This is a genomic window from Desulfitobacterium hafniense DCB-2, from assembly GCF_000021925.1.
GTDB classification, from domain to species: Bacteria; Bacillota; Desulfitobacteriia; order Desulfitobacteriales; family Desulfitobacteriaceae; genus Desulfitobacterium; species Desulfitobacterium hafniense.
In genome coordinates, this window is sequence record NC_011830.1 from 3,368,544 (window position 1) to 3,391,245 (window position 22,702).

General features: G+C 45.7%; 17 protein-coding genes, 1 tRNA gene and 3 rRNA genes. 3 read left to right on the forward strand and 18 right to left on the reverse strand.

Annotated features, from left to right (window positions below; genetic code table 11):
• The first annotated feature begins 20 nt into the window (after positions 1-20).
• The gene (locus DHAF_RS15700; protein WP_015944425.1) at positions 21-764 is read left to right on the forward strand and encodes an ABC transporter ATP-binding protein; all 744 of its coding nucleotides are present in this window, start codon (positions 21-23) and stop codon (positions 762-764) included.
• Entirely contained in the window at positions 739-1,482 is a 744-nt protein-coding gene (locus DHAF_RS15705) for an ABC transporter permease (protein WP_015944426.1), read from the forward strand. Before DHAF_RS15700 ends, DHAF_RS15705 begins: the two co-directional genes overlap by 26 nt.
• Here the strand turns inward: DHAF_RS15705 and DHAF_RS15710 are convergent.
• The 14 genes from DHAF_RS15710 to DHAF_RS15775 form a co-directional block, all read right to left on the reverse strand.
• Positions 1,469-2,053 carry a 4Fe-4S dicluster domain-containing protein gene (locus DHAF_RS15710; protein WP_015944427.1) on the reverse strand — a complete coding sequence of 195 codons (585 nt, stop codon included), beginning with the start codon at positions 2,051-2,053 and terminating at the stop codon, positions 1,469-1,471. The two genes, DHAF_RS15705 and DHAF_RS15710, sit on opposite strands and share 14 nt — an antisense overlap.
• Positions 2,050-4,119 carry a molybdopterin-containing oxidoreductase family protein gene (locus DHAF_RS15715; protein ID WP_015944428.1) on the reverse strand — a complete coding sequence of 690 codons (2,070 nt, stop codon included), beginning with the start codon at positions 4,117-4,119 and terminating at the stop codon, positions 2,050-2,052. Before DHAF_RS15715 ends, DHAF_RS15710 begins: the two co-directional genes overlap by 4 nt.
• Positions 4,106-5,365 carry an NAD(P)/FAD-dependent oxidoreductase gene (locus DHAF_RS15720; protein WP_015944429.1) on the reverse strand — a complete coding sequence of 420 codons (1,260 nt, stop codon included), beginning with the start codon at positions 5,363-5,365 and terminating at the stop codon, positions 4,106-4,108. Before DHAF_RS15720 ends, DHAF_RS15715 begins: the two co-directional genes overlap by 14 nt.
• Complete coding sequence (locus DHAF_RS15725) at positions 5,353-5,829, reverse strand: 4Fe-4S dicluster domain-containing protein (RefSeq protein WP_015944430.1); 477 nt, start codon at positions 5,827-5,829, stop codon at positions 5,353-5,355. The genes DHAF_RS15720 and DHAF_RS15725 overlap by 13 nt, the downstream gene beginning before the upstream one ends.
• A gap of 93 nt (positions 5,830-5,922) precedes the next feature.
• Positions 5,923-6,861, reverse strand: a complete 939-nt coding sequence (locus tag DHAF_RS15730) for a sulfite exporter TauE/SafE family protein (RefSeq protein WP_015944431.1) — start codon at positions 6,859-6,861, stop codon at positions 5,923-5,925.
• A gap of 19 nt (positions 6,862-6,880) precedes the next feature.
• On the reverse strand, positions 6,881-7,288 hold the full coding sequence (locus DHAF_RS15735; protein ID WP_041271976.1) for a hypothetical protein: 408 nt from the start codon (positions 7,286-7,288) through the stop codon (positions 6,881-6,883).
• 250 nt (positions 7,289-7,538) lie between these two features.
• Positions 7,539-8,210 (reverse strand): Crp/Fnr family transcriptional regulator, encoded by a 672-nt coding sequence (locus tag DHAF_RS15740; RefSeq protein ID WP_015944433.1) that lies wholly within the window; start codon positions 8,208-8,210, stop codon positions 7,539-7,541.
• A gap of 169 nt (positions 8,211-8,379) precedes the next feature.
• Positions 8,380-9,078, reverse strand: coding sequence for a hypothetical protein (locus DHAF_RS15745; RefSeq protein ID WP_015944434.1), 699 nt, complete (start codon positions 9,076-9,078; stop codon positions 8,380-8,382).
• The gene (locus DHAF_RS15750) at positions 9,075-10,403 is read right to left on the reverse strand and encodes a sulfite exporter TauE/SafE family protein (protein ID WP_049769601.1); all 1,329 of its coding nucleotides are present in this window, start codon (positions 10,401-10,403) and stop codon (positions 9,075-9,077) included. Before DHAF_RS15750 ends, DHAF_RS15745 begins: the two co-directional genes overlap by 4 nt.
• Positions 10,404-10,972: 569 nt before the next feature.
• Complete coding sequence (locus DHAF_RS15755; protein ID WP_015944436.1) at positions 10,973-11,572, reverse strand: hypothetical protein; 600 nt, start codon at positions 11,570-11,572, stop codon at positions 10,973-10,975.
• 18 nt (positions 11,573-11,590) lie between these two features.
• Entirely contained in the window at positions 11,591-12,211 is a 621-nt protein-coding gene (locus DHAF_RS15760; RefSeq protein ID WP_049769577.1) for a hypothetical protein, read from the reverse strand.
• A 275-nt stretch (positions 12,212-12,486) separates the two neighbouring features.
• On the reverse strand, positions 12,487-14,064 hold the full coding sequence (locus tag DHAF_RS15765) for a zf-HC2 domain-containing protein (protein WP_015944438.1): 1,578 nt from the start codon (positions 14,062-14,064) through the stop codon (positions 12,487-12,489).
• Positions 14,054-14,578 (reverse strand): RNA polymerase sigma factor, encoded by a 525-nt coding sequence (locus DHAF_RS15770; protein ID WP_242659893.1) that lies wholly within the window; start codon positions 14,576-14,578, stop codon positions 14,054-14,056. The genes DHAF_RS15765 and DHAF_RS15770 overlap by 11 nt, the downstream gene beginning before the upstream one ends.
• Positions 14,579-14,726: 148 nt before the next feature.
• Positions 14,727-15,644 carry a ketopantoate reductase family protein gene (locus tag DHAF_RS15775; RefSeq protein ID WP_005812829.1) on the reverse strand — a complete coding sequence of 306 codons (918 nt, stop codon included), beginning with the start codon at positions 15,642-15,644 and terminating at the stop codon, positions 14,727-14,729.
• Positions 15,645-15,932: 288 nt separating this feature from the next.
• Here DHAF_RS15775 and DHAF_RS15780 point away from each other — a divergent pair, with 288 nt between their 5' ends.
• Positions 15,933-16,886: an Rpn family recombination-promoting nuclease/putative transposase gene (locus tag DHAF_RS15780; RefSeq protein ID WP_015944440.1), complete on the forward strand. Its 954-nt coding sequence runs from the start codon at positions 15,933-15,935 to the stop codon at positions 16,884-16,886.
• A gap of 420 nt (positions 16,887-17,306) precedes the next feature.
• Here DHAF_RS15780 and rrf read toward each other — a convergent pair.
• The 4 genes from rrf to DHAF_RS15800 form a co-directional block, all read right to left on the reverse strand.
• Positions 17,307-17,423, reverse strand: a 5S ribosomal RNA gene (gene rrf / locus DHAF_RS15785).
• Positions 17,424-17,561: 138 nt separating this feature from the next.
• A 23S ribosomal RNA gene (locus DHAF_RS15790) occupies positions 17,562-20,475 on the reverse strand.
• A 101-nt stretch (positions 20,476-20,576) separates the two neighbouring features.
• Positions 20,577-20,652, reverse strand: a tRNA-Ala gene (locus DHAF_RS15795).
• 222 nt (positions 20,653-20,874) lie between these two features.
• Positions 20,875-22,547 (reverse strand): 16S ribosomal RNA (locus tag DHAF_RS15800).
• Together the 16S, 23S and 5S rRNA genes with 1 tRNA gene alongside form the textbook arrangement of a ribosomal RNA operon.
• Positions 22,548-22,702 lie beyond the last annotated feature (155 nt).

A 22,702-nucleotide genomic window follows, 5' to 3' on the forward strand; every position in this document is an offset into this window, starting at 1 on the left:
AAAAGGAGGGGTTTAATCCCATGGAAACAACGATTGAAGTAAAAAACCTATGCAAGTCTTACGACCACATCAAGGCAGTGGAGAATATCAATATCTCCCTTTGCCGTGGAGAAGTATTTGGCTTGCTGGGGGCAAATGGCGCGGGTAAAAGCACCACAATTGAATGTATTTTGGGAACAAAAAAGCAAGATAGCGGAAGTATAGCCATTTTGGGAATGAATCCCCAGCAAGAGCGAAAAAATTTATTTGAGAGAGTTGGCGTTCAATTTCAGGAAGCAAATTATCAGGACAAAATAAAGGTGGCTGAACTTTGTGAGGTCACGGCTGCGCTTTACAAATCCTCTCAGAATTATGGCCCTCTTCTAAAACAATTCGGACTGTCTGACAAACTGAAAAGCCTGGTCAGCGAGCTTTCGGGAGGTCAGAAACAGCGGCTTTTTATTGTGCTGGCACTGATTCCCAATCCCGAGGTCATATTCTTGGACGAGCTGACCACCGGCCTGGACGCTAAGGCACGACGGGATGTATGGAAAAGTCTTTCTGAATTAAGGGCGAAAGGAATTACGATTCTATTAACCTCTCATTTTATGGATGAGGTAGAAGCTCTGTGTGACAAAATCATGATTTTGAAAAAGGGAAAAAGTGTTTTTTACGGGACCGTACAAGAAGCAATCGCGGCCAGTCCTTATCAAAAATTTGAGGACGCATACCTTTGGTACACAGACGAGGAGGTAGAAAATGAAAGCATTCAGAGCCTTACTTAAAACAGAAATCAGGTTATCCCTCCGGGGGATGGACATGTTCATTTTTGCTGTCTGTATGCCTGTTGTTGTCGTTATTATCCTGGGCGCGGTATTTGGCAATAAGCCTGCTTTCGCTGGCGCAGAGTATACTTTTTTGGAACAGTCTTTCGGTGCGGTATCGGCCATTGCCATTTGTGCCGGCGGTGTGATGGGGCTTCCCTTAGTAGTGTCCGATTATCGAAGCAGAAAAATATTAAAGCGGTTCAAAGTCACACCGACCAGTCCCGCTCTTATCCTGGCGGTACAGGTTGTCATTTACGCACTTTATTCCCTTATTTCGCTTATCCTTGTCTATGGGACAGGGGCGATATTTTTTGGCTATCAGTTTTACGGCTCATGGTGGCAATTTCTAGGAGCATACTTACTGGTTATGCTGTCAATGTTCAGCATGGGGTTACTGGTGGGAGGAGTTGCGCCAAACATTAAAACAGCAGGTGCCGCTGCCAGCCTGCTGTATTTTCCAATGCTTATTCTTTCGGGAGCTACACTGCCTTACGAGGTGATGCCTGTTGCCCTGCAAAAGGTAGCGGATATATTGCCATTGACACAGGGAATAAAACTGCTCAAAGCTGCTTCACTCGGTCTGCCTATAGATAGTGTTTTTATTCCGGTCGTTGTGATGATTGTAATTGCCGTCATATGCACCACTGTTTCTCTCCGCTTTTTTAAGTGGGAATAGACGGCCTTCCCGTGACGGTAATGCGATTGGGGAGTAAAGTCAACACTTTATTATGATTATCCAGCCCCTCAACTTGTGCTTTATAACCTTTTTTCTCCGCTGCAATTTCCCTTTCCCTGGCGAGCTTAGCCACCTTTTCTTTGGCATCGAATACCCTGGCGCCGGTAGGGCAAACAGATACACAGGCCGGGGATAAGCCGGAGCTTAGGCGCTCTTGACACAGAGTGCATTTCCCGACAAGGCCGTTATTCATGATGCCCATGGCGGCATAAGGGCAAACCGCTGCACATACCTGACAGCCAATGCATAACAATTCATTATGAAGGACGACACCGTCATCTGTGGATTTAATCGCTCCCACCGGACAAACTGCTGCGCATTGCGGTTCACTGCAATGACGGCAGGATACATGGGCGTAATACCTTACATAATGGTCGTTCAGAAATTCAACCGGGTGCATTTTCAAGTAGTTATTATCTGTGGCCAGACCATTCTCCTGCTTGCAGGCCGCCAAACAGGCTTTGCAACCAATGCAGGAGGTGCTGTCGATTAACATCGCCATATCGCTCATTTTTTACATCCCCCTTCGGAATAGGCCCGGCATAGTACATTTTTATGAGGGAAATTCCCGCCGGGCTGATCCAATACGCTGGGCAATAGGGTATTGATCGAGTCTGAATTATATCGTTTGCTGAAGTAAGGTTGAGTAAAGAAATGATTTTGAGGCACGGAGTAAGTTAACTTAGCAGGCAGGGAAATGGCCCCGGTCGGTGTCTCAATCCGGATCGCCTCCCCATCCTTAACCCCAAGCTTAAGTGCTGTCTGGGGATGAACCTCCACATAGGGCTTCTCGAATTCCCGTGCCAATCTGCTGTATTGACATTGGGTATGATAATGGGCCGCTACCTTAACGGAGCTGATGAAATAAGGATAGTCTTCAATGCTTAACCCTTCATTTCCCGGAGATTGCAAGGGATCTTTGTAGTGAAGTACACTCCCTTTCCCTCTTAATAATTCAACCTTCTTGGAGGGGGTATTGAAGCCCTTGCTATACAACCTGTGGCTTTCTTCCCCGCCTTCAGGATAAGGATAATGGACGCCACCCGGCTTCTCCTGCATTTTGGCAACGGTAATGGCGCTGATGCCGGCAATATGCCGCCGCTCCATATCCCAGGCTTCCTCTGGCGTATCGGCAAAATACTCTGTGGGGAGACCCATTTTTGCCGCAAGCAACTTGAAGACTTCAGCAGCCGGTTTTGATTCCCCATAAGGCTCCACGGCTTTATCCCGCCATTGCATGACTCTGTGAATTCCCGGCTGCATACCCGCTTCTTCCAGCCAGTGGGTTGCCGGGATGACGATATGGGCTAAACAGGCGGAGTCATCAAGGGTTAAGGTATGGGATACCACAAAATCAAGCTTCCCTAAGGCCTTTTTCATACGGGCGCTTTCCGGCCAATTAGCACAAGGGTTGCCCGCAATATAGATCATTTTGATCTGACCGGTCTCCATCCCTTCAATGACCTTGTCAGCCGGAAGTTTGAAGCTGGGCTTGACGACATGTTCCGGTTTGATCAAATCAGCGGGCTGTCCATACCCATTAATATGGGAAACCACTCCCGCACCCGGTTTGCCCACATTGCCGAGAATGGCAAATAAGGATTCAAAGGCCATCAAGGCCTGCTCCCCATTATTGACCATGACGATGCCCCGTCCCGGCCACATGATGGCCGGTTTTTTGGTGCCCAGCTCATAGGCCAGCTCCTCAATGACCTTTTCGGGTACCCCGGTGATCGCCGCCGCCTTCTCTGCTGTAAAATCTTCTACCGCTTGAGCCAGTTCCGCAAAGCCATTCACTTGATCCCGGACAAATGCTTCGTCATAGTGCTTATGCTTAATGACCAGGTGCAGAAGGGCCATGCCTAAAGCAGCATCGGTGCCTGGGTTGACTTGAATAAATTGATCGCTGAGCTGAGCGGTTTCCGTATAACGGGTATCGATGGTGATGATTTTGGCGCCATGCTTTTGGCCTTCCTGCAGCCAATGAAATTGTCCCGCTTTCGTTTGGGCACAGTTATTGCCCACGTTTAAGACCAGCTTCGAGTAAATGACATCATGAAGGGGGGCTGAAGCCGCAGCCTTGCCGAACATTTCTTTTCTGACTTTTTCCTCTGAGCTGAAACAAATGGGTCCGGTGCCATAGTTGGCAAAACCGGCTATTTCGCCAAAGATCTTCAGGGCGAACTTGCTGAAGGAGCCGCCAATTTTAGAGGTAATGCCGATCACAGAACCGGTGCCGAAGTTGTCGGAGAACTCCTTATACTTCTTGGCGATGGTATCGATGGCTTCCTCCCAGCTGATCCGCACAAATTCACCATTGACTTTCATCATTGGATACTGAACCCGTTCCGGTCCCCGCAGGTTTTCAATAATCTCGATGGGTTTGGGGCATATTTTGCCTTTATTATAGGGATTATCCGGATCCCCATAAATAGCTTTTATCGTTCCCTCAGGGCTTATATGAACTTTCAGCCCGCACCCACCGTTACAAAGGCAGCAAATTGAGGTTTTAACCTTGTCACTGTCCGGCATAACGGTTCTATTTCGATGCAGTCCCTGGACTCTAACAAATGCCACAGACAATTCCCCCTTTTGCTTCTGCTGTGCAATATCCCTGAAACCGGACCGGATGATTGAGCCAATAGTTTAAAGTATCCAGGCTTACTTTGGTTTTTTGTTTGATCATGGCGGTCAGAATACCGGCGCCGTCAATATCGCCCACCATGATCATCCCCACCAGAATGTCATCCTTGACAATAAACTTGCGGTAACGTTTGGTTGCTTTATCATAAGTGCTCAGCTCTTGCCCTTCTCCGGTGGGCAAATAGGGAATTCCCGCCGAAACGACGCCAACGCCGCAAAATACAGCTGAATTAGAGCCGACTGAGCCTTCGTAAATTCTCTCCACTCCGGCCATATTGCTGCCGGCCACAGTTCCTTGTGCTGTCGCCACAGGCCAGATGGAAATAACCCTTTTTTCATCCCAAACCGCGTGATACGCTTCGGCAACATCCCCTGCCGCATAGATATGGGAAACTGTCGTTTGCATATGCTTATCGACGATAATCCCTTTATTAACCTCGATACCGGTGTTTTTTACCAGATCGACATTGGGGCTGACTCCAGCGGCCATGAGCACCAGTTGACAAGGAATTTCTTTTCCGGAGCTAAGACATACTCCTTCTACCTTGTCTTGGCCCAAAATCTTGCTTAATTTAGTGTTATAGATGACTTCATACCCATCCTGCTCCAATAACTCGGTAATGATCTGACCGGTATGAGGGTCCACCGAGCGGGACATGATCCGGGAGTTAACGATAATGGAAACCTTTATGCCCAGTTCATGAAGGGCATGGGCTCCCTTCAGTCCCACCAGCCCGGCTCCCATGACCACCGCTTCCTTGACATGGGGAGCAAAATCCATGATCCTGCGGGCATCTTCCAGAGTACGAAGCTCGCATACCCCTTCCAAATCAAGTCCCTCAACCGGTAAGGAGTAGGGAGAAGCACCGGTGGCAATCAAGAGCTTATCATAGCCGACGATTTCCCCTGATTGCAAGGTGATGCTTTTCTCAGTATCATTCACTTGTTCAACCTTTTGGGGAATAAAGTCAATGCCTGTTGCAGCATAGAAATTGGCATCACGAATATAAATGCGGTCTTGATCGATTTCTTCACCAATATAATAGGAAGTCAGGCAGCGTGAGTAAGGCCGGTTGTTCTCTTCGGAGATCATAGTTATTTTTCCTGATGAGTCAAGTCCCCGGAGCGCCTCTGCTGCAAAAACTCCCGCGGCGCTGTTGCCAATAATTACATAATGCATAGCCGATCACCTTCAATCTCTTTTTCATACTCTGCGGCAGTACCAAAAAAGAGGGCCTTCCGCGAACAAGCTATCATACAAGGGGGTTGTTCTTCATCCAGACATAATTGGCATTTTCCGGCTTTACCGGTGGTCAGCTGAGGAGCGATGGCCGCAAAAGGGCACACCATGACACACATATAGCAGCTCACACATTGCTTGGCATCATGGCTCACATGCCCGGCATCAGAATAACTCAGGGCACCGGCCATGCACGCTTCCACACAGGCGGCGTGAACACAGTTCTGGCAAACAGATACTGAATAGCGGCCATCTGCTCCGGATACTCTGATCTGGGGCTTTGCTAAAGGTGTCTCAGCTTTAGAATTAAAGAGGCTTTGGGTTTTGGATTGCTTTTGGCGGCAAACCTGCTCACAAGCCAAGCATCCGTTACATCGTTCAGGTATAAAGTAAAGTTTTCGCATGCGTGTCTCCTTCCGTACAAAGACGCAATGTTGCTTTATCCTTTCTGGGACAAAGGGCTATCTAACTAAGAGATAGCCCTTTGTTCTCAGATTTTAGATGTTAATACCGAATACCGGTAAGAAATATTTCAGGCCAATATAGAACAGGAGAAAAGCCAGGAACATTTTCATATAACGGGCATTGATATACTTGGAAATTCTAGCCGCGACAACGGTTCCTATGGCAACACCGGCTAATTCAAACGCCAGGAAAGTGAGATCCAAAGAGCTGCCCATCGAAAGATAGTTTAAAATACTGGTTGATGAGGATACCAAGATGGATAGAGTCGATGTACCGGCCACAATATACATGGGAAATCCAAGTATACTGGTCATAAAAGGAACAAGTAAGAATCCACCCCCAACTCCTAAGGAAGCAGAGAGAATGGCAACCAATAGACCTGCAATAAATACAACAATGGCATTATACGTAAATTCTTCGCCGGAAAAGGTAAACTTGTTCTTAATACCCGTTTGTTGGAACTTAACACCGATTTCCTTAAGCTCGCTTAATTTTCCTTGTTCACTAAGCTCTTTGACTTTTTTGGCAAAGTTATCATTGGCTTGCTTCACTTTCTTTTGGCCATTTATAAATTTATTGGTACATTCATAGGCAATTCGGAAGGAAATGCCCAAGGTTACGATACCAAAAAAGGGTTTAAATGTAGCCATATCCTTTAACAAAGAATGGGAGAGAGTCGAACCAATCAACGCACCGATGATTCCACCTAAGCCCAGAGCAATTGCAGTGGGAATAACCACTCTGCGCTCTCTGAAGTAAAGAGGGGTGCCTACGATAGGGGTAACAAGGGTCAAAATCTGGTTCATGGGTTTAACCATATTGGCATTTTTCAGTCCGAAGATACTCATATGTCCTACGCCTGCCAGGATACCTCCAGCCGCTCCTACGGAAGTAAATACATAGCCGACAAAAACACCCCAAAGTACAAGAAAAATAGGATTTGCCTCAACGCCTGCTAATGGAAAATGCATAATTAATTCCCTCCTGCTATTATTTAGTATCCATCTGAATACTAGCCTGTTCGACTTTTGTCATCTTTGTCTTAATTAACCCGATTACCGGTTTTAAAAGAAAATGAAATAAAAAGTACAAACATAGATAAGCAAAAACCGTATTTACCTGCCAATTAAAAAGAGGAATCGTGATAGTTTTGAACTTTAAGCTGATTAAACATGCTAAGACGAGGTGTGGGAAAAACTTATAAATGGCGTCCATCCCTAAAGCTGTTAAGTAATCAAAGAAAACTTCTCTCATTTCTGCCTGAAGTGATTTATAGGCTTCCTGATCGTTGATAGTCACGGCAACATTTGATAGTTCATCTAATTCTTGATACCTTTCCTTGTGTTGTTGAATCTTTTGGGAATGAGGATCTCTGAGAAAATCTAGAATCTTCAGCATATTGTTCACCCGATAAGACCCTTTCCATAGAGTTACGTTTTGGCCCTTTGCTTGTTCCCGTTCCCCCTTTCACGTTTACTGGACTATAAGCGAAATTTATCACAACTTTAAAAAAGTTTATGTCAAGCAACAGACAAGATAAATGTCATCTAGATGACACTTCTCATTAAGATCCTAAAAGGTGTCTTCCGCTCAGCCTTTTCTCTGGCTAATCGGAGGACACCTTCATCAAAAACCCTGTTTTTTAAATTCAGACAACCCAACTGTTTAGTTTTTCAATATCCAGTATATATAGTTCTTTATCTTCGATAGCTATACTGTTTTCGTACTTAAAGGTATTGAGCAGGGACGTAACATTCTGTCTGGAGGTACCAATCATGTACGCAATGTCTTCGTGAGTTAACCGGAAGCTTATTTTCGTACCTCTGGGAGTCTCCATCCCCGCGCGCTTCGCCATTTTTATTAACAACTGGGCCAGCCTCCCCGGAACCTGGAAGCAAACCATTTCCTCAATAATTCCCTCAGCCTCCCGCATTCTGATAGCCAGGGTAATGGTTACCTTAATGGCGATGGCTGGATGCTTCTCAAGCAGGTCTAAAAATTGCTGGTGACGTATCACCACTATTGTAACATCGTCAATGGCACTGGCAAAACACGTCCGGTCTCCTCCGTATAGAGTTTCGGCGAGCCCCATTAACTGACCGGGTGATCTTATACATCCAACTGTAACCCTTCTGCCGTACTGGGTTATACGAAAAATTCTCACATACCCTTCTTTTACAAAATAAACCCGATCAGCAGCATCACTTTCGGAAAAAATGATTTGGCCTTTCTTATAGCGCACAATTGTGCCGGATTGTACAATATGACCCACTTCTTCTTCAGTTAACAACGTTCTGGCATAGTTCACATTTTCGATCATGAGTTATCCCCTCACGCTTAATATTAAGCTATATCGGCTTATTTATATTTATACTTATTATATTATCATAATCTTCTAATAGTAACTATATGTTCATCATTAGCCTTTTTAATGACCAAAGGCGCTAAAAATTCAAATGGGCTATGCAATACTGCATAGCCTATTAAGCTTATTTGTGTGATTTGGAAGTGCTTATGCCAAAGCCCTCACAGAAATGGAATAGTCCGAAGCCATACCATACGGTATAAAGAAGATAGAAGATAAGCAAGAAGGAAAGAATCGCTTTATTTTCACTCACTTTTTTGGCTTCGACACCGTAGTAATTGTATCCCGGTTCAAGGGCTTTTTGGACAACTCTGGTCAAGGTGGCAGATTCTTTAAACATGGAGCTCGCTTTAAGTTCTTTGTCAATTTTCTTTAAAGAATTATTCCAGTCGTTCGTGGCTTCACGAGCTGCATATCCATATCTTTTTTCAACTGCTTCCCCATCATTGTTATACATGGATTCGCTGTCAATGACGACCGCGTTGAGGATTTTACCAAAATCCCCATTGATACTTAGTGAAGAGTCTTGAATCGTTACAGCAGCCCCCGCATTCGTATACAATTTGCCCCATCGCTCCGCTTCCTCAGGTGATGATGCCTTAAGATCAAGACTAATGTGGATTCCCTGTTGCGATTGGGCAACTTCTGCGGTCTCACTAATGAAATTGGAGGAAGCTTTGGAGAAAGAGTTAAACATATCATCTGCATAATTTAACCCATTCCTTCCATTCCCGAAGATCGGCGACATTATAACCACAAAGCACACGGCAAAGCTAAGTAATAATAGTGAGCCAATGATAAAGGACTTTTTGTTTTTAATCATTGGGCGGCACCTCTTTTCGTCGACACAACAGCCTTGTTGTCTTCGCCATATTCAGCATTATATTCAGCTTTGCTGCCTTCATCATATTCAGCCCGGAGATTCGGCACGTTCACTATAAAGGTCCCAATGATCCAAACAGCGAATATCGCTACCAAACCAAAAAACACCCATACTCCGATATTGGTAAGTATTGCGCCTGTGGAAGGAGTTAAGCTGATATAACCCATTTGACTTAACTTTTCCGGCAGGGCAAAAATTCTGTTGATAAAACCGGCCAATATTGCTATGGCGTAGAAAGCTTTAATTTTGGATTGGGAAACTACCTTGGTCGTGATTGCGCCTATTTGAACACCCAACAATGATCCTAATAAACACCCCATAGCCAGTGTATAGAATATATAACCGTAAAGTGCATATTGGGCAATGGCACCATAACCGGCGGTAAAAATAATCTGCAGGATATCTGTACCCACGGTTGTATAGGTCGAAATCCCCAGTCCATACACAAACATCGGGAAGGTCACAAAACCGCCGCCAACACCAAGGATGGCTGCTAAAAGTCCGGTGATGGCTCCGCTTATGGCGACAAACACTCCGGATATTTTTCGCCCGCCCGGGACTATTTTTTCATCAAATTGAATCATCGGGGCAAGGTTGACGGATTGCATTCTTTCAGCCATTGGGGTTAGTTTTTCCAGGCCGATCTTGTTTTTGGACAGTTCACTTTTTCTCACTTTAAAATAATCGCTTAAAGCAAAGAATCCTAAGAATCCCAGCAAAACAGCGTAGATCATGCTGATAGTAAAATCACTCATGACGGGGTTATAGTTATATAACGCTCTGTTGATAATTCCGCCCCCCGTGACCCCGAGCCCGGAACCGACCAAAAAAGCAACGGCTAATCCGACATTGACATTGCCCATCTTCTTATGGAGGGTGGTTCCCATAATTGCTTTAGCAAAGATGTGGAACATGTCTGTACCAACGGATAATATCCCTTTAACTCCTAAGCTCATCAGGGCCGGAGTAATAAGAAAGCCTCCGCCGGCCCCAATACAGCCGGTGACCAGGCCGGCTACGACACCGATGGCTATGGAACCATAAAACATTTTGGCTGAGAAATAAGAAGGTCCATAAGCTGCTTTACCCCCGATGGCTTCTGGAAGAGATGCAGCGTGAACCATGGCCGGAATGATTAGGGGCAGCGCCATCAGCAACAGTATTATTAACATCTTTCTATTTTTAATAATATTTGTTGTGGTTTCAATCTCCCATTGGGCATGCGCCCTGGAAGCTGCCATAAGAGATTGATAAAGTCTTCTCATCATTCTTTTCCCTCCTGCTATGATATAGTGAGATCAAGAGCAAACTTTAAATTACCTCCCCCTTCTTCGTTAAATTTAAACCTACTAAAGAGCAATTGTTATTTCTTGTAGCTAAGAATAACAATTGACGCGTATAAATGTCTATAGACGTCAGCTGTGGTCGTAATCACAAATTCTAATTGCATTTTTAAGGATAATTTCTAATATATAATTAAAAACCAAACAATTTTTAATTGAATTTGCGATTAACTCAGTATTATGTAACACTTAAAACTTATCTTGCCCGGCAAGGAAATTTTTCGTATGATAAGGCGAAGAAATGAGGCATACCGGTCGTATGGCGATTGATTACAACGCAGTCAAACAGAAATTTAACCGCTGAAATATGAAGAATTAAGTGTTGCAGAGTACTAGCTCTTATATTGCATAAATAGGCTCATGAGTTTTAGATACAATAGTCATAATTTATTGTGACCATAAGTCAGGCAGGTTTTCATGCTGGAAAATTAAAAAGAGGGTGTCGCGAAACAATTTGCAGCTTCACGGCACCCTTGCTTTTCTACCATTATTCAAATCCATATATTCAGGTGATTTTTATTTTCTATAATCTTCTCAGCTATTTTTTTACTTACATAATGGATATTCTTTTCAAAATAATCTTTATTATGTTCTTCTTTGTATTTCCTGGATAAAGGCATACGTCGAAGTAAGGGAATCAAATTCGTCTTGTTAGCATCGAAGCTCTGGATAGATTTTTTGAATTCTCCCTCTAATTTAGAATTGGTCCAGGATTTGGGACCCTTTTTAGGTCCAATTCTATAAGCACGCCGTAAAAATTCGTAGGGAAAAGCCCCAAAAGAAATAATTATTTGCGGTTTATACTCCAGGGCCAGAACTCTGAATCTTTCTATTTCGACATTTATTTGCGCATCCCACCAATTTTCCGTGATAGGTGTATCCACGTTATCTGATACAACGTTTCTCTTATAAATATGAGTGCTATTAATTCTTGTGTTCAGTTCCTTAAAAATTTTGTCCTGCATCTCAGTTAGTACAGGTAACCAAATATAATTACTCACCAGAGGGTGCTTCGGATTAAATACTAACCAGATTGGAGATGTTATTTTTCCCGACTCCCAGATTCTGCTATGAAGTCTTGGACTCAACATATCGGTTCCTCCCTTTGGTTATTCAATGACTTTATTCATTAAAATATGATTAAAACTAGCCTTATTCTCGATAATTTTCTTGGCAATCGTCGTTCCAACATAATGATAGTAATTTTCAGAGCTATGATCACCTATGAATTTCTCGCACTCTGTCATACGTCGGAGCAAGGGAATTATATTCGTTTTGGTTACGTCAAACTCATTGATTGATTTTCTAAATTCCTCACCCAATTTGGCAACACCCCAAAACTTAGGCCCTTTTTCCGGTTTCATCTTAAAAACTCGTCTTACAAATTCGAATGGAAATGAACCAAAAGAAATGATTATTTTGGGCTGATAGGTTTGAACAAGCTCTCTATACAAAGCCATCTCCGCAGACAATTCCGTATTCCACCAGTGGAGAGTATCTGGGACAATTCTGATGTTATTAACAGCATTTCTAATGCAAAGCTTAGACGTATCCATCCTGGCCTGCAGCTCTATATACAATATTTCTTGAATTTCTGCTAAAACAAGTTTCCAAATATACTCACGGACAATAGGATGCTTTGGATTAAATAACAGCCAGATCGGAGATGCAAGTTCATCTGACTTCCCGGATGATATTAAGTGTGAGCTTAAGATCGAAAACTCAGACAATACTATCTCTACCTTTCCTACACAAAATAAACTGTTGAAGTCTATATTGCATGTGATTAAGGGTGCTTTTAACTTAAGGTATAACCACTTGTTAATGTATTCATTATCTCTTATTATACATTCAAATGTGAAAATATAGCTTAAATGTCTTAAAGATGACAAACCTTAAGAATATCCCCGGAAATAACAAAAGACGGCTTCCTGTGCCGTCTTTTGTTATTTCCGGGCTATACTATTGTGGTGTGGTGTACCTCTTATTCACTTCACTATTCGCTTCAATTTAATTCTATTTCCTGATTGACAACTAAGTGTGCCTCAGGTTTATTGATGGTTATGGTGATTTTCTTGCTGGTCTTCCACAATTCATCTTCACTGTCCATTTCGAAACCTACACCCATTCTGCCTCCATCACGAAAACTTCCCCTACTTCCAACCTCAAGCACTTCTCCATGCTCATTGGTGATTTTCAGTCCTGTGGTATAGTTGTTAAAGCGTTCGACAAAGGGCGGGTCCGGGGACATTATAATATAGGGCTGCTTGTTCAGGGGGTTTTGGGAAGGCTCCACAATCTCCAGTTCCAGCCAACTGGTTGGATCGATACTCGATAATCTGACCATACCGTCATAGAAGGCTACTGCCGGGACCTGCTCCTCAGTAACATCGATTTGGCCTTCTTTGCTTACATAAAAGGACCAATCCACAGGGAAATTCAACACCTCGGAGGTTTTGAACTGGATAGCCCTGATATCCAAGGATACTTTACCTGGCCACTGGTTCAAGGGTTGGGCAGAGAGGGTAAACTTGAAGGAATTCGGGGCATCACCGGGAACAATGGATTCATAGCTAAGTCCTGCCGATTGCCCGCCGGATCTTATAAAGCCTTCAAGATGACTTAAGGTTTCCCCCTCCTGCAGCTTTGCTTCACCATAGAGCAGTGTTTGCGAGGACTTTACCTCCAGGCCTGTTAAGCGAAGGCTTCTCCCCTCCCACTCATAGCTTTTATCAAGGTTTACCCTTTCCGAGGACTCCTTCAGGAATTCATCCTGGAGAGGAAGGTTAACTGAAATTTCACCCTTAATGGTGTCAACGGGTTCGGGTTTCATGGAACCTTCAGGGATTATCCAGTTGGAAACTGTTAAAGTAAGCTCCTGTGCCGGAACTGGAGTATGATATCCCATAAACACCATGATCTGATGATACCCTTGCGGAGAGATGCCTCCCCACCTTTTGCCTAAAGGTTCCATAGTAGAATTGTCTCTCATATAGTCTTCCGGGGGTATATCAATCACCCTCTGAGAGGCCATCAAGTAGTTTTTGTTCGGTTCCGTGACCGTATAGAGCACATAGGTATAAGACGGAGTATACCACACCTTTTCAAAAGTCACTACGGCCTCTGTGTCAGGGATAGGCTTGGTTATATTGATATCCACAATTTGCCCTGACTGTTGAGCCCTCTGCCACCCCGGCACAAGGCTATTGGCAAAGTCCTCGACTGAGTTCACTTTAACCGGCACTTCATTGTTAAAACTCTTACCATAGAAAAAGCTGCCTGCACTGGCAATGAGCATTATGATCAGAACAACGATTCCTGCGGTAAATATGCGTTTTCTAACTTTAAGAAGAAATGTTTTCGCCGAGCGAAATTTATCTTCTTCTTCAATGTTCAATAGTTCAGGGTAGATTATTTCTTTCCGAATATCCGGTACTTGACCATCGCTATCCCGGTATTTTTTCCTGCATTCAGGACACTGCTCCAGGTGCCATTCGACAAAATCCTTCGTTTCTTTCGATAGGAGTTCGTCATCATATAGGGGCATAAGATCCTCGGTGAGCTTGCAATAATCAATCTTCACTTTCCTTCCCCCTTTCCAACGCCAGTATTGTCTCTTTGAGCTTCTGTTTCGCTCTAAAGAAGGTTACCCGAACCCAGTTTTCCGTCTTCCCCAATATCTTTGCGATCTCACCATAGCTCAATTCTTCAAACTCTCTGAGAATGATCACTGTCCGATAGGTTTCCGGCAAGCAGTAGATGGCTCTTTGCATAGTCTGGCTTTGCTCTTTTTGCAGAAGCTGCTCCGCTGGATCAGCAGACCTCTCTCCTCCATCCAAAAATTCCTCATCGAAGGAAGTAAAGACGATGCCCTTAGGATGACTTTTATTAATCTTGCTAAGGTAGGTATTACGTGCAATAGCATACAACCATGTTTTTACTGAAGCTTCTTCGCGAAATTTCGGCAGTGCCTGTAACGCACGCAAGAAGGTTTCTTGAGTTAACTCCTCTGCCAGATCATAATCACCGGAAAGACGCAAGAGATAGCTGAAGATCGGCGCACTAAGCTCCATATACATTTCTGTTAGGTTTCTCATCGTAGCATCACCCAGACACCGCCTTTCCCTTGCTTCTACCTACTTAGTAAGAAAATATCGCTGTTTATTACACTAGAAAATAAAAAAACAGGCAAAACGGCGATAAAATTTAAGGGGTTGTTCGCCGCTCATGCCTATAAAAAATTCCCTAATAGCCGGCCTCCGTGGCCTTTATTTGATCGTAAAGGCTCTGGTTTACCGGTGTAGCTATCCCATACTTTTTCCCCAGATCTATGACTATACCGGCAAAAAGCTCCACTTCGCTATAACGTCCGGCTTCAACATCCTGACGCATCGAAGGTTTTCCTTCCGGGCTTAATTGGCTGAGGACCCCCAGCCAATAATCCAGATCAGCTTCGGTTAAATCAATGCCCTCTTTCTCGGCTAAGGCAATCACCTCTCTCATCGCCGCAATCATCGTATCTCTGGCCGTTCCTTCTTTTTGGATAACACCGTAATTACTGCCATAGACAGCCACGGCCTGGTTGACACCCACATTCAGCATCAATTTACCCCACAGACGCTTTGGCATGTCAGTATCGACAAGATAAGGGAATTCCATCTTTGTAAAAAAGTCTGCCACCCTTTTAACCTTAGCTGAGCTGCTTCCAGGCTCCCGGTCGCCAAAGCAAAGGAAACCCATATGGGCATAAGTCAATCTATTCCCCTCTTTAACCGCATCCATTCCCTGGGCAACAGAATATAAGACTTTGTCGTGGCCATATACTTCACCAATCATAGCTTCACTGGTAATCCCATTCAAAGCCGACAAAATAAGCGTATTTTCCCCTACTTGATTCTTGACGGCCCGGATAGCATCTTCCAAGCCACTGTATTTTACCGTAAATAGAATAAGATCAGCCGGTGAGGTCTTTTCCTCCGGCGTCACATAATGGAACTCACACCGCTGGCCATTACAGAAAATTGCATCCTTTAGATATCTATCTATTCTCTGCTGATCGGCAATAATTCTTAAGTCAGGCTGGGGTATTCTCTTGGCCAGATGACTTCCATACAATATTCCCATAGCACCTAAACCGATAATAGCTACCGTTTTGATCTCCATATCTGACTCAATCCCTCACTAAACTATTCTTTAAGTGTCCCTATTACTTATATAAATGAACCTTAAATACAGTATAACATTTGTACTCTGAATAGTTGTAGACGATTTAATCACTTTGAAATAGACGTAGGAGCAGTTCCATAACTATTCTCAAGGCATTATATTTAGAACATATGTTTGATATAATCTTTTCAAGGTAATAAAAGGTAAATACACTAAAGACTATGTATTAATTACTCTATACCCCTAAATTATGATATATTAATATCAAGTAAGAAGAGGAAGAACATGAGCCTTATTCACAATCCTCACGATAAATTTTTTAAAGAAACCTTTGGTGATATCGGCATGGCCAGGAGCTTTCTGAAGAATTATCTTCCACAGGAGATCCTGGCACTAGTTGACCTGGAAACTATCCTGCCGCAAAAAGACAGCTATATCGATCAGGAGCTGCAGGAAAGCTTCTCCGACCTACTGTTTCAAGTGAAGATCCATAAGAATGAGGGATACCTCTATTTTCTGTTTGAGCATAAAAGCTATCCGTCCCAAGGAATAGCCCTGCAGTTGCTGAAATATATGGTCAGGATATGGGAAAGCAAACTAAAGGAATCCAAAACAGATAAACTACCACTCATCATTCCGATGGTGGTGTACCACGGTCAGGAAAAGTGGAATAGTTCCCTGAAACTATCCGGGATAATCGACAATTATGAACAGCTGCCCAACGCTGTAACTCAATATATTCCGGAGTACGAATACATCCTCTACGACCTTTCCACATACACTGATCAAGAAATGGTCGGCAATATGCTGCTCCTGATTATATTGAGGACCATGCGGGACATCTTTATCAAGGATACGGAAGCATTCCATAACATACTGCATGAATTATTGATTAGCTTTGAGCGGGTGGAAGATCAGGAAAAGGGGATGCAATTCTTTGAGACCCTGATCAGATATATCTTAAGTACCCGACAGGACTTGGAACTAAAAAGAATTTACGAGATCGCCAAGGAAGTTTCACTGGAAAGAGGTGAAGTTATGATGACTATCGCAGAAAAGCTGATTATGGAAGGTATGGAAAAAGGATTGAAAAAAGGCAGAGAAGAAGGACTGGAAAAAGGCAGAGAAGAAACAAAACTGGAAGTAGCCAGAAATCTGCTGGGGTTAGGGATAGAGATGGATAAGGTCGCGAAGGCTACAGGACTTTCGGAAGAAGAAATTCGCAAATTGATGAATTAATATTTCCCAGGTAGGCGGCGCGTTCAGTATTTCTTTTCCCACAGCGCGAATCCTCAGCCGGTTAGCATTCGTTTAAAGCATCGGCTTCGGCGATAGTCTCCACTGGAGACTATCGTGCCGCGTAAAGACATACTATGTCTTTACGTATCAGCCCTGGAGGTCTTAACTGACCTGTTCGGGATACGAAATGATGTAGTACATCATTTCGGCCAAGCCACACGGCCACATATACCTACTACGTGGCGCCGGCGTACGGGTGGGACCGACCCCAAACTTTCTTGCACCTACCTTGTTTTTTCCCCAAGGAAAAAAACTAAAACCCCTACCCGCGAAAACTCAAAAGCTTGCCTCCGCACCAGTGCACAATTTGAACCAATGCAAAAGAGACCATCTTCTATAGACGGTCTCTTTTGCTTACTTACCTGGCAACGACTTACTTTCCCAGGACCCTGCGGTCCAAGTATCATCAGCCCTGGAGGTCTTAACTTCCGTGTTCGGGATGGGAACGGGTGGAACCCCTCCGGTATAGTCACCAGATCCTTTGAAGTTTCAGTGTTCCTCTCGGAACTCTGTTCCCTCAAAACTGCACAGGTCCTCTTCCACTGTAATTTAGTCTTTCATCGTCCTCACTGCAGATTTGAGCCCTTCAGTGAGGTCCTTTTCGTTGCGGTTTGTTAGGTCAAGCCCTCGACCGATTAGTACCCGTCAGCTCCATACCTCACGGCACTTCCACTCCGGGCCTATCTACCTGATCATCTTTCAGGGGTCTTACCAGATTACTCTGTGGGAAATCTCATCTTGAGGCCGGTTTCGCGCTTAGATGCTTTCAGCGCTTATCTGCTCCGGATATAGCTACCCAGCACTGCCTCTGGCGAGACAACTGGTACACCAGTGATCCGTCCAACCCGGTCCTCTCGTACTAGGGTCAGTTCCTCTCAAATTTCCTGCGCCTGCGACGGATAGGGACCGAACTGTCTCACGACGTTCTGAACCCAGCTCACGTACCGCTTTAATGGGCGAACAGCCCAACCCTTGGGACCTACTACAGCCCCAGGATGCGATGAGCCGACATCGAGGTGCCAAACCTCCCCGTCGATATGGACTCTTGGGGGAGATAAGCCTGTTATCCCCAGGGTAGCTTTTATCCGTTGAGCGATGGCCCTTCCACTCGGTACCACCGGATCACTAAGCCCGACTTTCGTCCCTGCTCGACTTGTTGGTCTCGCAGTCAAGCTCCCTTGTGCCTTTACACTCTTCGCGCGATTTCCATCCGCGCTGAGGGAACCTTTGGGCGCCTCCGTTACTCTTTAGGAGGCGACCGCCCCAGTCAAACTGCCCACCTGACACGGTCCTCAACCCCGATTCAGGGGCCTAAGTTAGAACTTCAGTACAAAAAGAGTGGTATCCCACGGTTGACTCCACCAAGGCTGGCGCCCTAGCTTCTCAGTCTCCCACCTATCCTGTACATTTTATACCAAAGTCCAATGTCAAGCTACAGTAAAGCTCCATGGGGTCTTTCTGTCCTGTCGCAGGTAACCCGCATCTTCACGGGTATTACAATTTCGCCGAGTCCCTCGTTGAGACAGTGTCCAGATCGTTACGCCTTTCGTGCGGGTCAGAACTTACCTGACAAGGAATTTCGCTACCTTAGGACCGTTATAGTTACGGCCGCCGTTTACTGGGGCTTCAATTCAAAGCTTCGCCTTACGGCTAACCTCTCCTCTTAACCTTCCAGCACCGGGCAGGCGTCAGCTCCTATACTTCTCTTTTCAGATTGGCAGGAACCTGTGTTTTTGATAAACAGTCGCCTGGACCTCTTCTCTGCGGCTCTACTTGCATAGAGCACCCCTTCTCCCGAAGTTACGGGGTCATTTTGCCGAGTTCCTTAACGAGGGTTTTCTCGCGCGCCTTAGGATTCTCTCCTTACCTACCTGTGTCGGTTTGCGGTACGGGCACTCACTTGCTCACTAGAGGCTTTTCTTGACAGCTTGGAGTCAGTTACTTCGCTACTTATTTCGCTCCCCATCACCCTTCAGAAACTCGCGAGACGGATTTGCCTATCTCACTTCCTATGGGCTTGGGCGTGCTCGACCAACGGCACGCTTAACCTATCCTTCTGTGTCACCCCATCGCTCAAACGCTCCTGAGTGGTACTGGAATTTCAACCAGTTGTCCATCGCCTACGCTTTTCGCCTCGGCTTAGGTCCCGACTTACCCTGGGCGGACGAGCCTTCCCCAGGAATCCTTAGGTTTTCGGCGGGTGAGATTCTCACTCACCTTTTCGCATACTCATACCGGCATTCTCACTTCTATTCACTCCACCCAACCTCACAGTTGAACTTCTCAGTAAATAGAACGCTCCCCTACCCCTGCACACATCGTGTGCAAGCCATAGCTTCGGTGATACGCTTGAGCCCCGTTACATTTTCGGCGCAGAACCACTCGACCAGTGAGCTATTACGCACTCTTTAAATGGTGGCTGCTTCTAAGCCAACATCCTGGTTGTCTATGCAATTCCACATCCTTTTCCACTTAGCGTATACTTGGGGACCTTAGCTGATGGTCTGGGCTGTTTCCCTTTTGACTATGAAGCTTATCCCCCACAGTCTGACTCCCAATCTAAAATTCTTGGCATTCTGAGTTTGATAAGGTTCGGTAACCCGGTAAGGCCCCTAGCCTATTCAGTGCTTTACCGCCAAGAATCATCCATTGAGGCTAGCCCTAAAGCTATTTCGGGGAGAACCAGCTATCTCCGTGTTCGATTGGAATTTCTCCCCTACCCACAGCTCATCCCCTGCCTTTTCAACGACAGTGAGTTCGGGCCTCCAGTGGGTTTTACCCCACCTTCACCCTGTCCATGGGTAGATCACACGGTTTCGGGTCTACAGCATGTAACTTATTCGCCCTGTTCAGACTCGCTTTCGCTCCGGCTCCGACTTCTCGTCTTAACCTTGCTACATACCGTAACTCGCCGGTTCATTCTACAAAAGGCACGCCATCACACCTCTTGGGTGCTTTGACTGCTTGTAAGCGTACGGTTTCAGGTTCTCTTTCACTCCCCTCCCGGGGTGCTTTTCACCTTTCCCTCACGGTACTGGTTCGCTATCGGTCGCTAAGGAGTATTTAGCCTTGGGAGGTGGTCCTCCCTGCTTCCCACGGGGTTTCACGTGTCCCGCGGTACTCAGGATCCCTTCACAGTCTGTCTCTCTTTCGCCTACAGGGGTGTTACCTGCTTTGCCCGGCCTTTCCAGACCTCTTCGACTAGAGATTCAGACCTAATAGAAGGTCCTACAACCCCAACCCCCGAAGGGATTGGTTTGGGCTGGTCCCGTTTCGCTCGCCGCTACTCAGGGAATCGATGATTCTTTCTCTTCCTCCGGGTACTTAGATGTTTCAGTTCCCCGGGTTGTCTTCGTTAACCTATGAATTCAGTTCACGATATCCAGATATGACTCTGGATGGGTTGCCCCATTCGGATATCCACGGATCAAAGCATGCTTACTGCTCCCCGTGGCGTTTCGCCGCTCGCCGCGTCCTTCTTCGACTCTTAGCGCCTAGGCATCCACCGTACGCCCTTAGTAGCTTGACCAAACGTCTCCGCCACTTCTAGGTTTGTTGATGTTATCCTAAATTACAGTTTTTTCTTCTCTGTGCAGTTTTCAAAGAACATTAGAGAAACCAAGTATATGATGGTGGAGGTAAGCGGGATCGAACCGCTGACCCCCTGCTTGCAAGGCAGGTGCTCTCCCAGCTGAGCTATACCCCCATATAATTTTATGGTCCCTCAAAACTAAACAACAAGTAGCTTTTAACTTCAAACAGCTTCATTTCTCGCATTTAACAGGTTTCCCTGCTTTGCCTCTTCGGCATTTCGAAGTCCTCTCAGACTTCTCCAGCTTTGAACCATTTCATGTCATCTCTGACCTGACTTACTTCAAAGCATCGACCTTAGGATATGCTCACTTCCAGAGTGAACATGGCTCCTTAGAAAGGAGGTGATCCAGCCGCACCTTCCGATACGGCTACCTTGTTACGACTTCACCCCAATCATCGGCCCCACCTTCGACGGCTAGCTCCCTTTCGGGTTACCTCACCGGCTTCGGGTGTTGCAGACTTTCGTGGTGTGACGGGCGGTGTGTACAAGGCCCGGGAACGTATTCACCGCAGTATGCTGACCTGCGATTACTAGCGATTCCGACTTCATGTTCTCGAGTTGCAGAGAACAATCCGAACTGAGACCAGCTTTCTCGGATTGGCTTCACCTCACGGCTTCGCTTCCGTCTGTACTGGCCATTGTAGCACGTGTGTAGCCCAAGACATAAGGGGCATGATGATTTGACGTCATCCCCACCTTCCTCCGGTTTGTCACCGGCAGTCTGTCTAGAGTGCTCACCATTACGCGTTAGCAACTAAACATAGGGGTTGCGCTCGTTGCGGGACTTAACCCAACATCTCACGACACGAGCTGACGACAACCATGCACCACCTGTCTCATAGCTCCCCGAAGGGCACTCCCATGTTTCCACAGGATTCTATGGATGTCAAGCCTTGGTAAGGTTCTTCGCGTTGCGTCGAATTAAACCACATGCTCCACCGCTTGTGCGGGCCCCCGTCAATTCCTTTGAGTTTCAACCTTGCGGCCGTACTCCCCAGGCGGAGTGCTTAGTGTGTTAACTGCGGCACAGAAGGGGTCGATACCCTCTACACCTAGCACTCATCGTTTACGGCGTGGACTACCAGGGTATCTAATCCTGTTTGCTCCCCACGCTTTCGCGCCTCAGCGTCAGTTACAGTCCAGAAAGTCGCCTTCGCCACTGGTGTTCCTCCACATATCTACGCATTTCACCGCTACACGTGGAATTCCACTTTCCTCTCCTGTCCTCAAGATACCCAGTTTCCGATGCAGTCCCAGGGTTGAGCCCTAGGTTTTCACACCAGACTTAAGTATCCGCCTACGCGCCCTTTACGCCCAATGATTCCGGACAACGCTTGCCCCCTACGTATTACCGCGGCTGCTGGCACGTAGTTAGCCGGGGCTTCCTCCTCAGGTACCGTCATGTAAGTACATTCTTTACATACTTACCGTTCGTCCCTGAAGACAGTACTTTACAACCCGAAGGCCTTCGTCGTACACGCGGCGTTGCTCCGTCAGACTTTCGTCCATTGCGGAAGATTCCCCACTGCTGCCTCCCGTAGGAGTCTGGGCCGTGTCTCAGTCCCAGTGTGGCCGTTCACCCTCTCAGGCCGGCTACTGATCGTCGCCTTGGTAGGCCTTTACCCCACCAACTAGCTAATCAGACGCGGATCCATCTACTAACGATAGCATCTTCAGAGGCCATCTTTCCTTAATCAGTGATGCCACTAATTAAGCTTATCCGGTATTAGCCCTCGTTTCCAAGGGTTGTCCCGGTCTACTAGGTAGGTTATCCACGCGTTACTCACCCGTCCGCCACTAACTAATTCTTAACACTCAATCCTCAGTTCGAAACTCTCCTCAGTATGTAGGGGTGGCACTTTGAATAAAGCGTGGAGCGCTCTCTTCTTTCGCGCTCTCGCTGGCTCCTTACTAAGAACTCAGTGTTAAGAATTAGTCCGTTCGACTTGCATGTGTTAGGCACGCCGCCAGCGTTCGTCCTGAGCCAGGATCAAACTCTCCATAAAATTTATGAAGAACATTTGATTGCTCAAATTTCTTTACTCATTTGACGAGTCATTGGCTGTTCCTTGTTGTTTAGTTTTCAAAGACCAGGGACTATTTTGTCGTCCGCCGGTTATTGGCGGCGAAATTTATAATAGCATTTCTGACGAATTTCGTC

What these genes read in the sequence shown, in the direction of transcription:
- DHAF_RS15725 (WP_015944430.1), bottom strand. Translation starts at nt 5,829, where the DNA reads ATGCGAAAACTTTACTTTATACCTGAACGATGTAACGGATGCTTGGCT.
- DHAF_RS15750 (WP_049769601.1), bottom strand. Translation starts at nt 10,403, where the DNA reads ATGAGAAGACTTTATCAATCTCTTATGGCAGCTTCCAGGGCGCATGCC.
- DHAF_RS15770 (WP_242659893.1), bottom strand. Translation starts at nt 14,578, where the DNA reads ATGAGAAACCTAACAGAAATGTATATGGAGCTTAGTGCGCCGATCTTC.
- DHAF_RS15720 (WP_015944429.1), bottom strand. Translation starts at nt 5,365, where the DNA reads ATGCATTATGTAATTATTGGCAACAGCGCCGCGGGAGTTTTTGCAGCA.
- DHAF_RS15780 (WP_015944440.1), top strand. Translation starts at nt 15,933, where the DNA reads ATGAGCCTTATTCACAATCCTCACGATAAATTTTTTAAAGAAACCTTT.
- DHAF_RS15705 (WP_015944426.1), top strand. Translation starts at nt 739, where the DNA reads ATGAAAGCATTCAGAGCCTTACTTAAAACAGAAATCAGGTTATCCCTC.
- DHAF_RS15735 (WP_041271976.1), bottom strand. Translation starts at nt 7,288, where the DNA reads ATGCTGAAGATTCTAGATTTTCTCAGAGATCCTCATTCCCAAAAGATT.
- DHAF_RS15745 (WP_015944434.1), bottom strand. Translation starts at nt 9,078, where the DNA reads ATGATTAAAAACAAAAAGTCCTTTATCATTGGCTCACTATTATTACTT.
- DHAF_RS15730 (WP_015944431.1), bottom strand. Translation starts at nt 6,861, where the DNA reads ATGCATTTTCCATTAGCAGGCGTTGAGGCAAATCCTATTTTTCTTGTA.
- DHAF_RS15755 (WP_015944436.1), bottom strand. Translation starts at nt 11,572, where the DNA reads ATGTTGAGTCCAAGACTTCATAGCAGAATCTGGGAGTCGGGAAAAATA.
- DHAF_RS15740 (WP_015944433.1), bottom strand. Translation starts at nt 8,210, where the DNA reads ATGATCGAAAATGTGAACTATGCCAGAACGTTGTTAACTGAAGAAGAA.
- DHAF_RS15700 (WP_015944425.1), top strand. Translation starts at nt 21, where the DNA reads ATGGAAACAACGATTGAAGTAAAAAACCTATGCAAGTCTTACGACCAC.
- DHAF_RS15775 (WP_005812829.1), bottom strand. Translation starts at nt 15,644, where the DNA reads ATGGAGATCAAAACGGTAGCTATTATCGGTTTAGGTGCTATGGGAATA.
- DHAF_RS15710 (WP_015944427.1), bottom strand. Translation starts at nt 2,053, where the DNA reads ATGAGCGATATGGCGATGTTAATCGACAGCACCTCCTGCATTGGTTGC.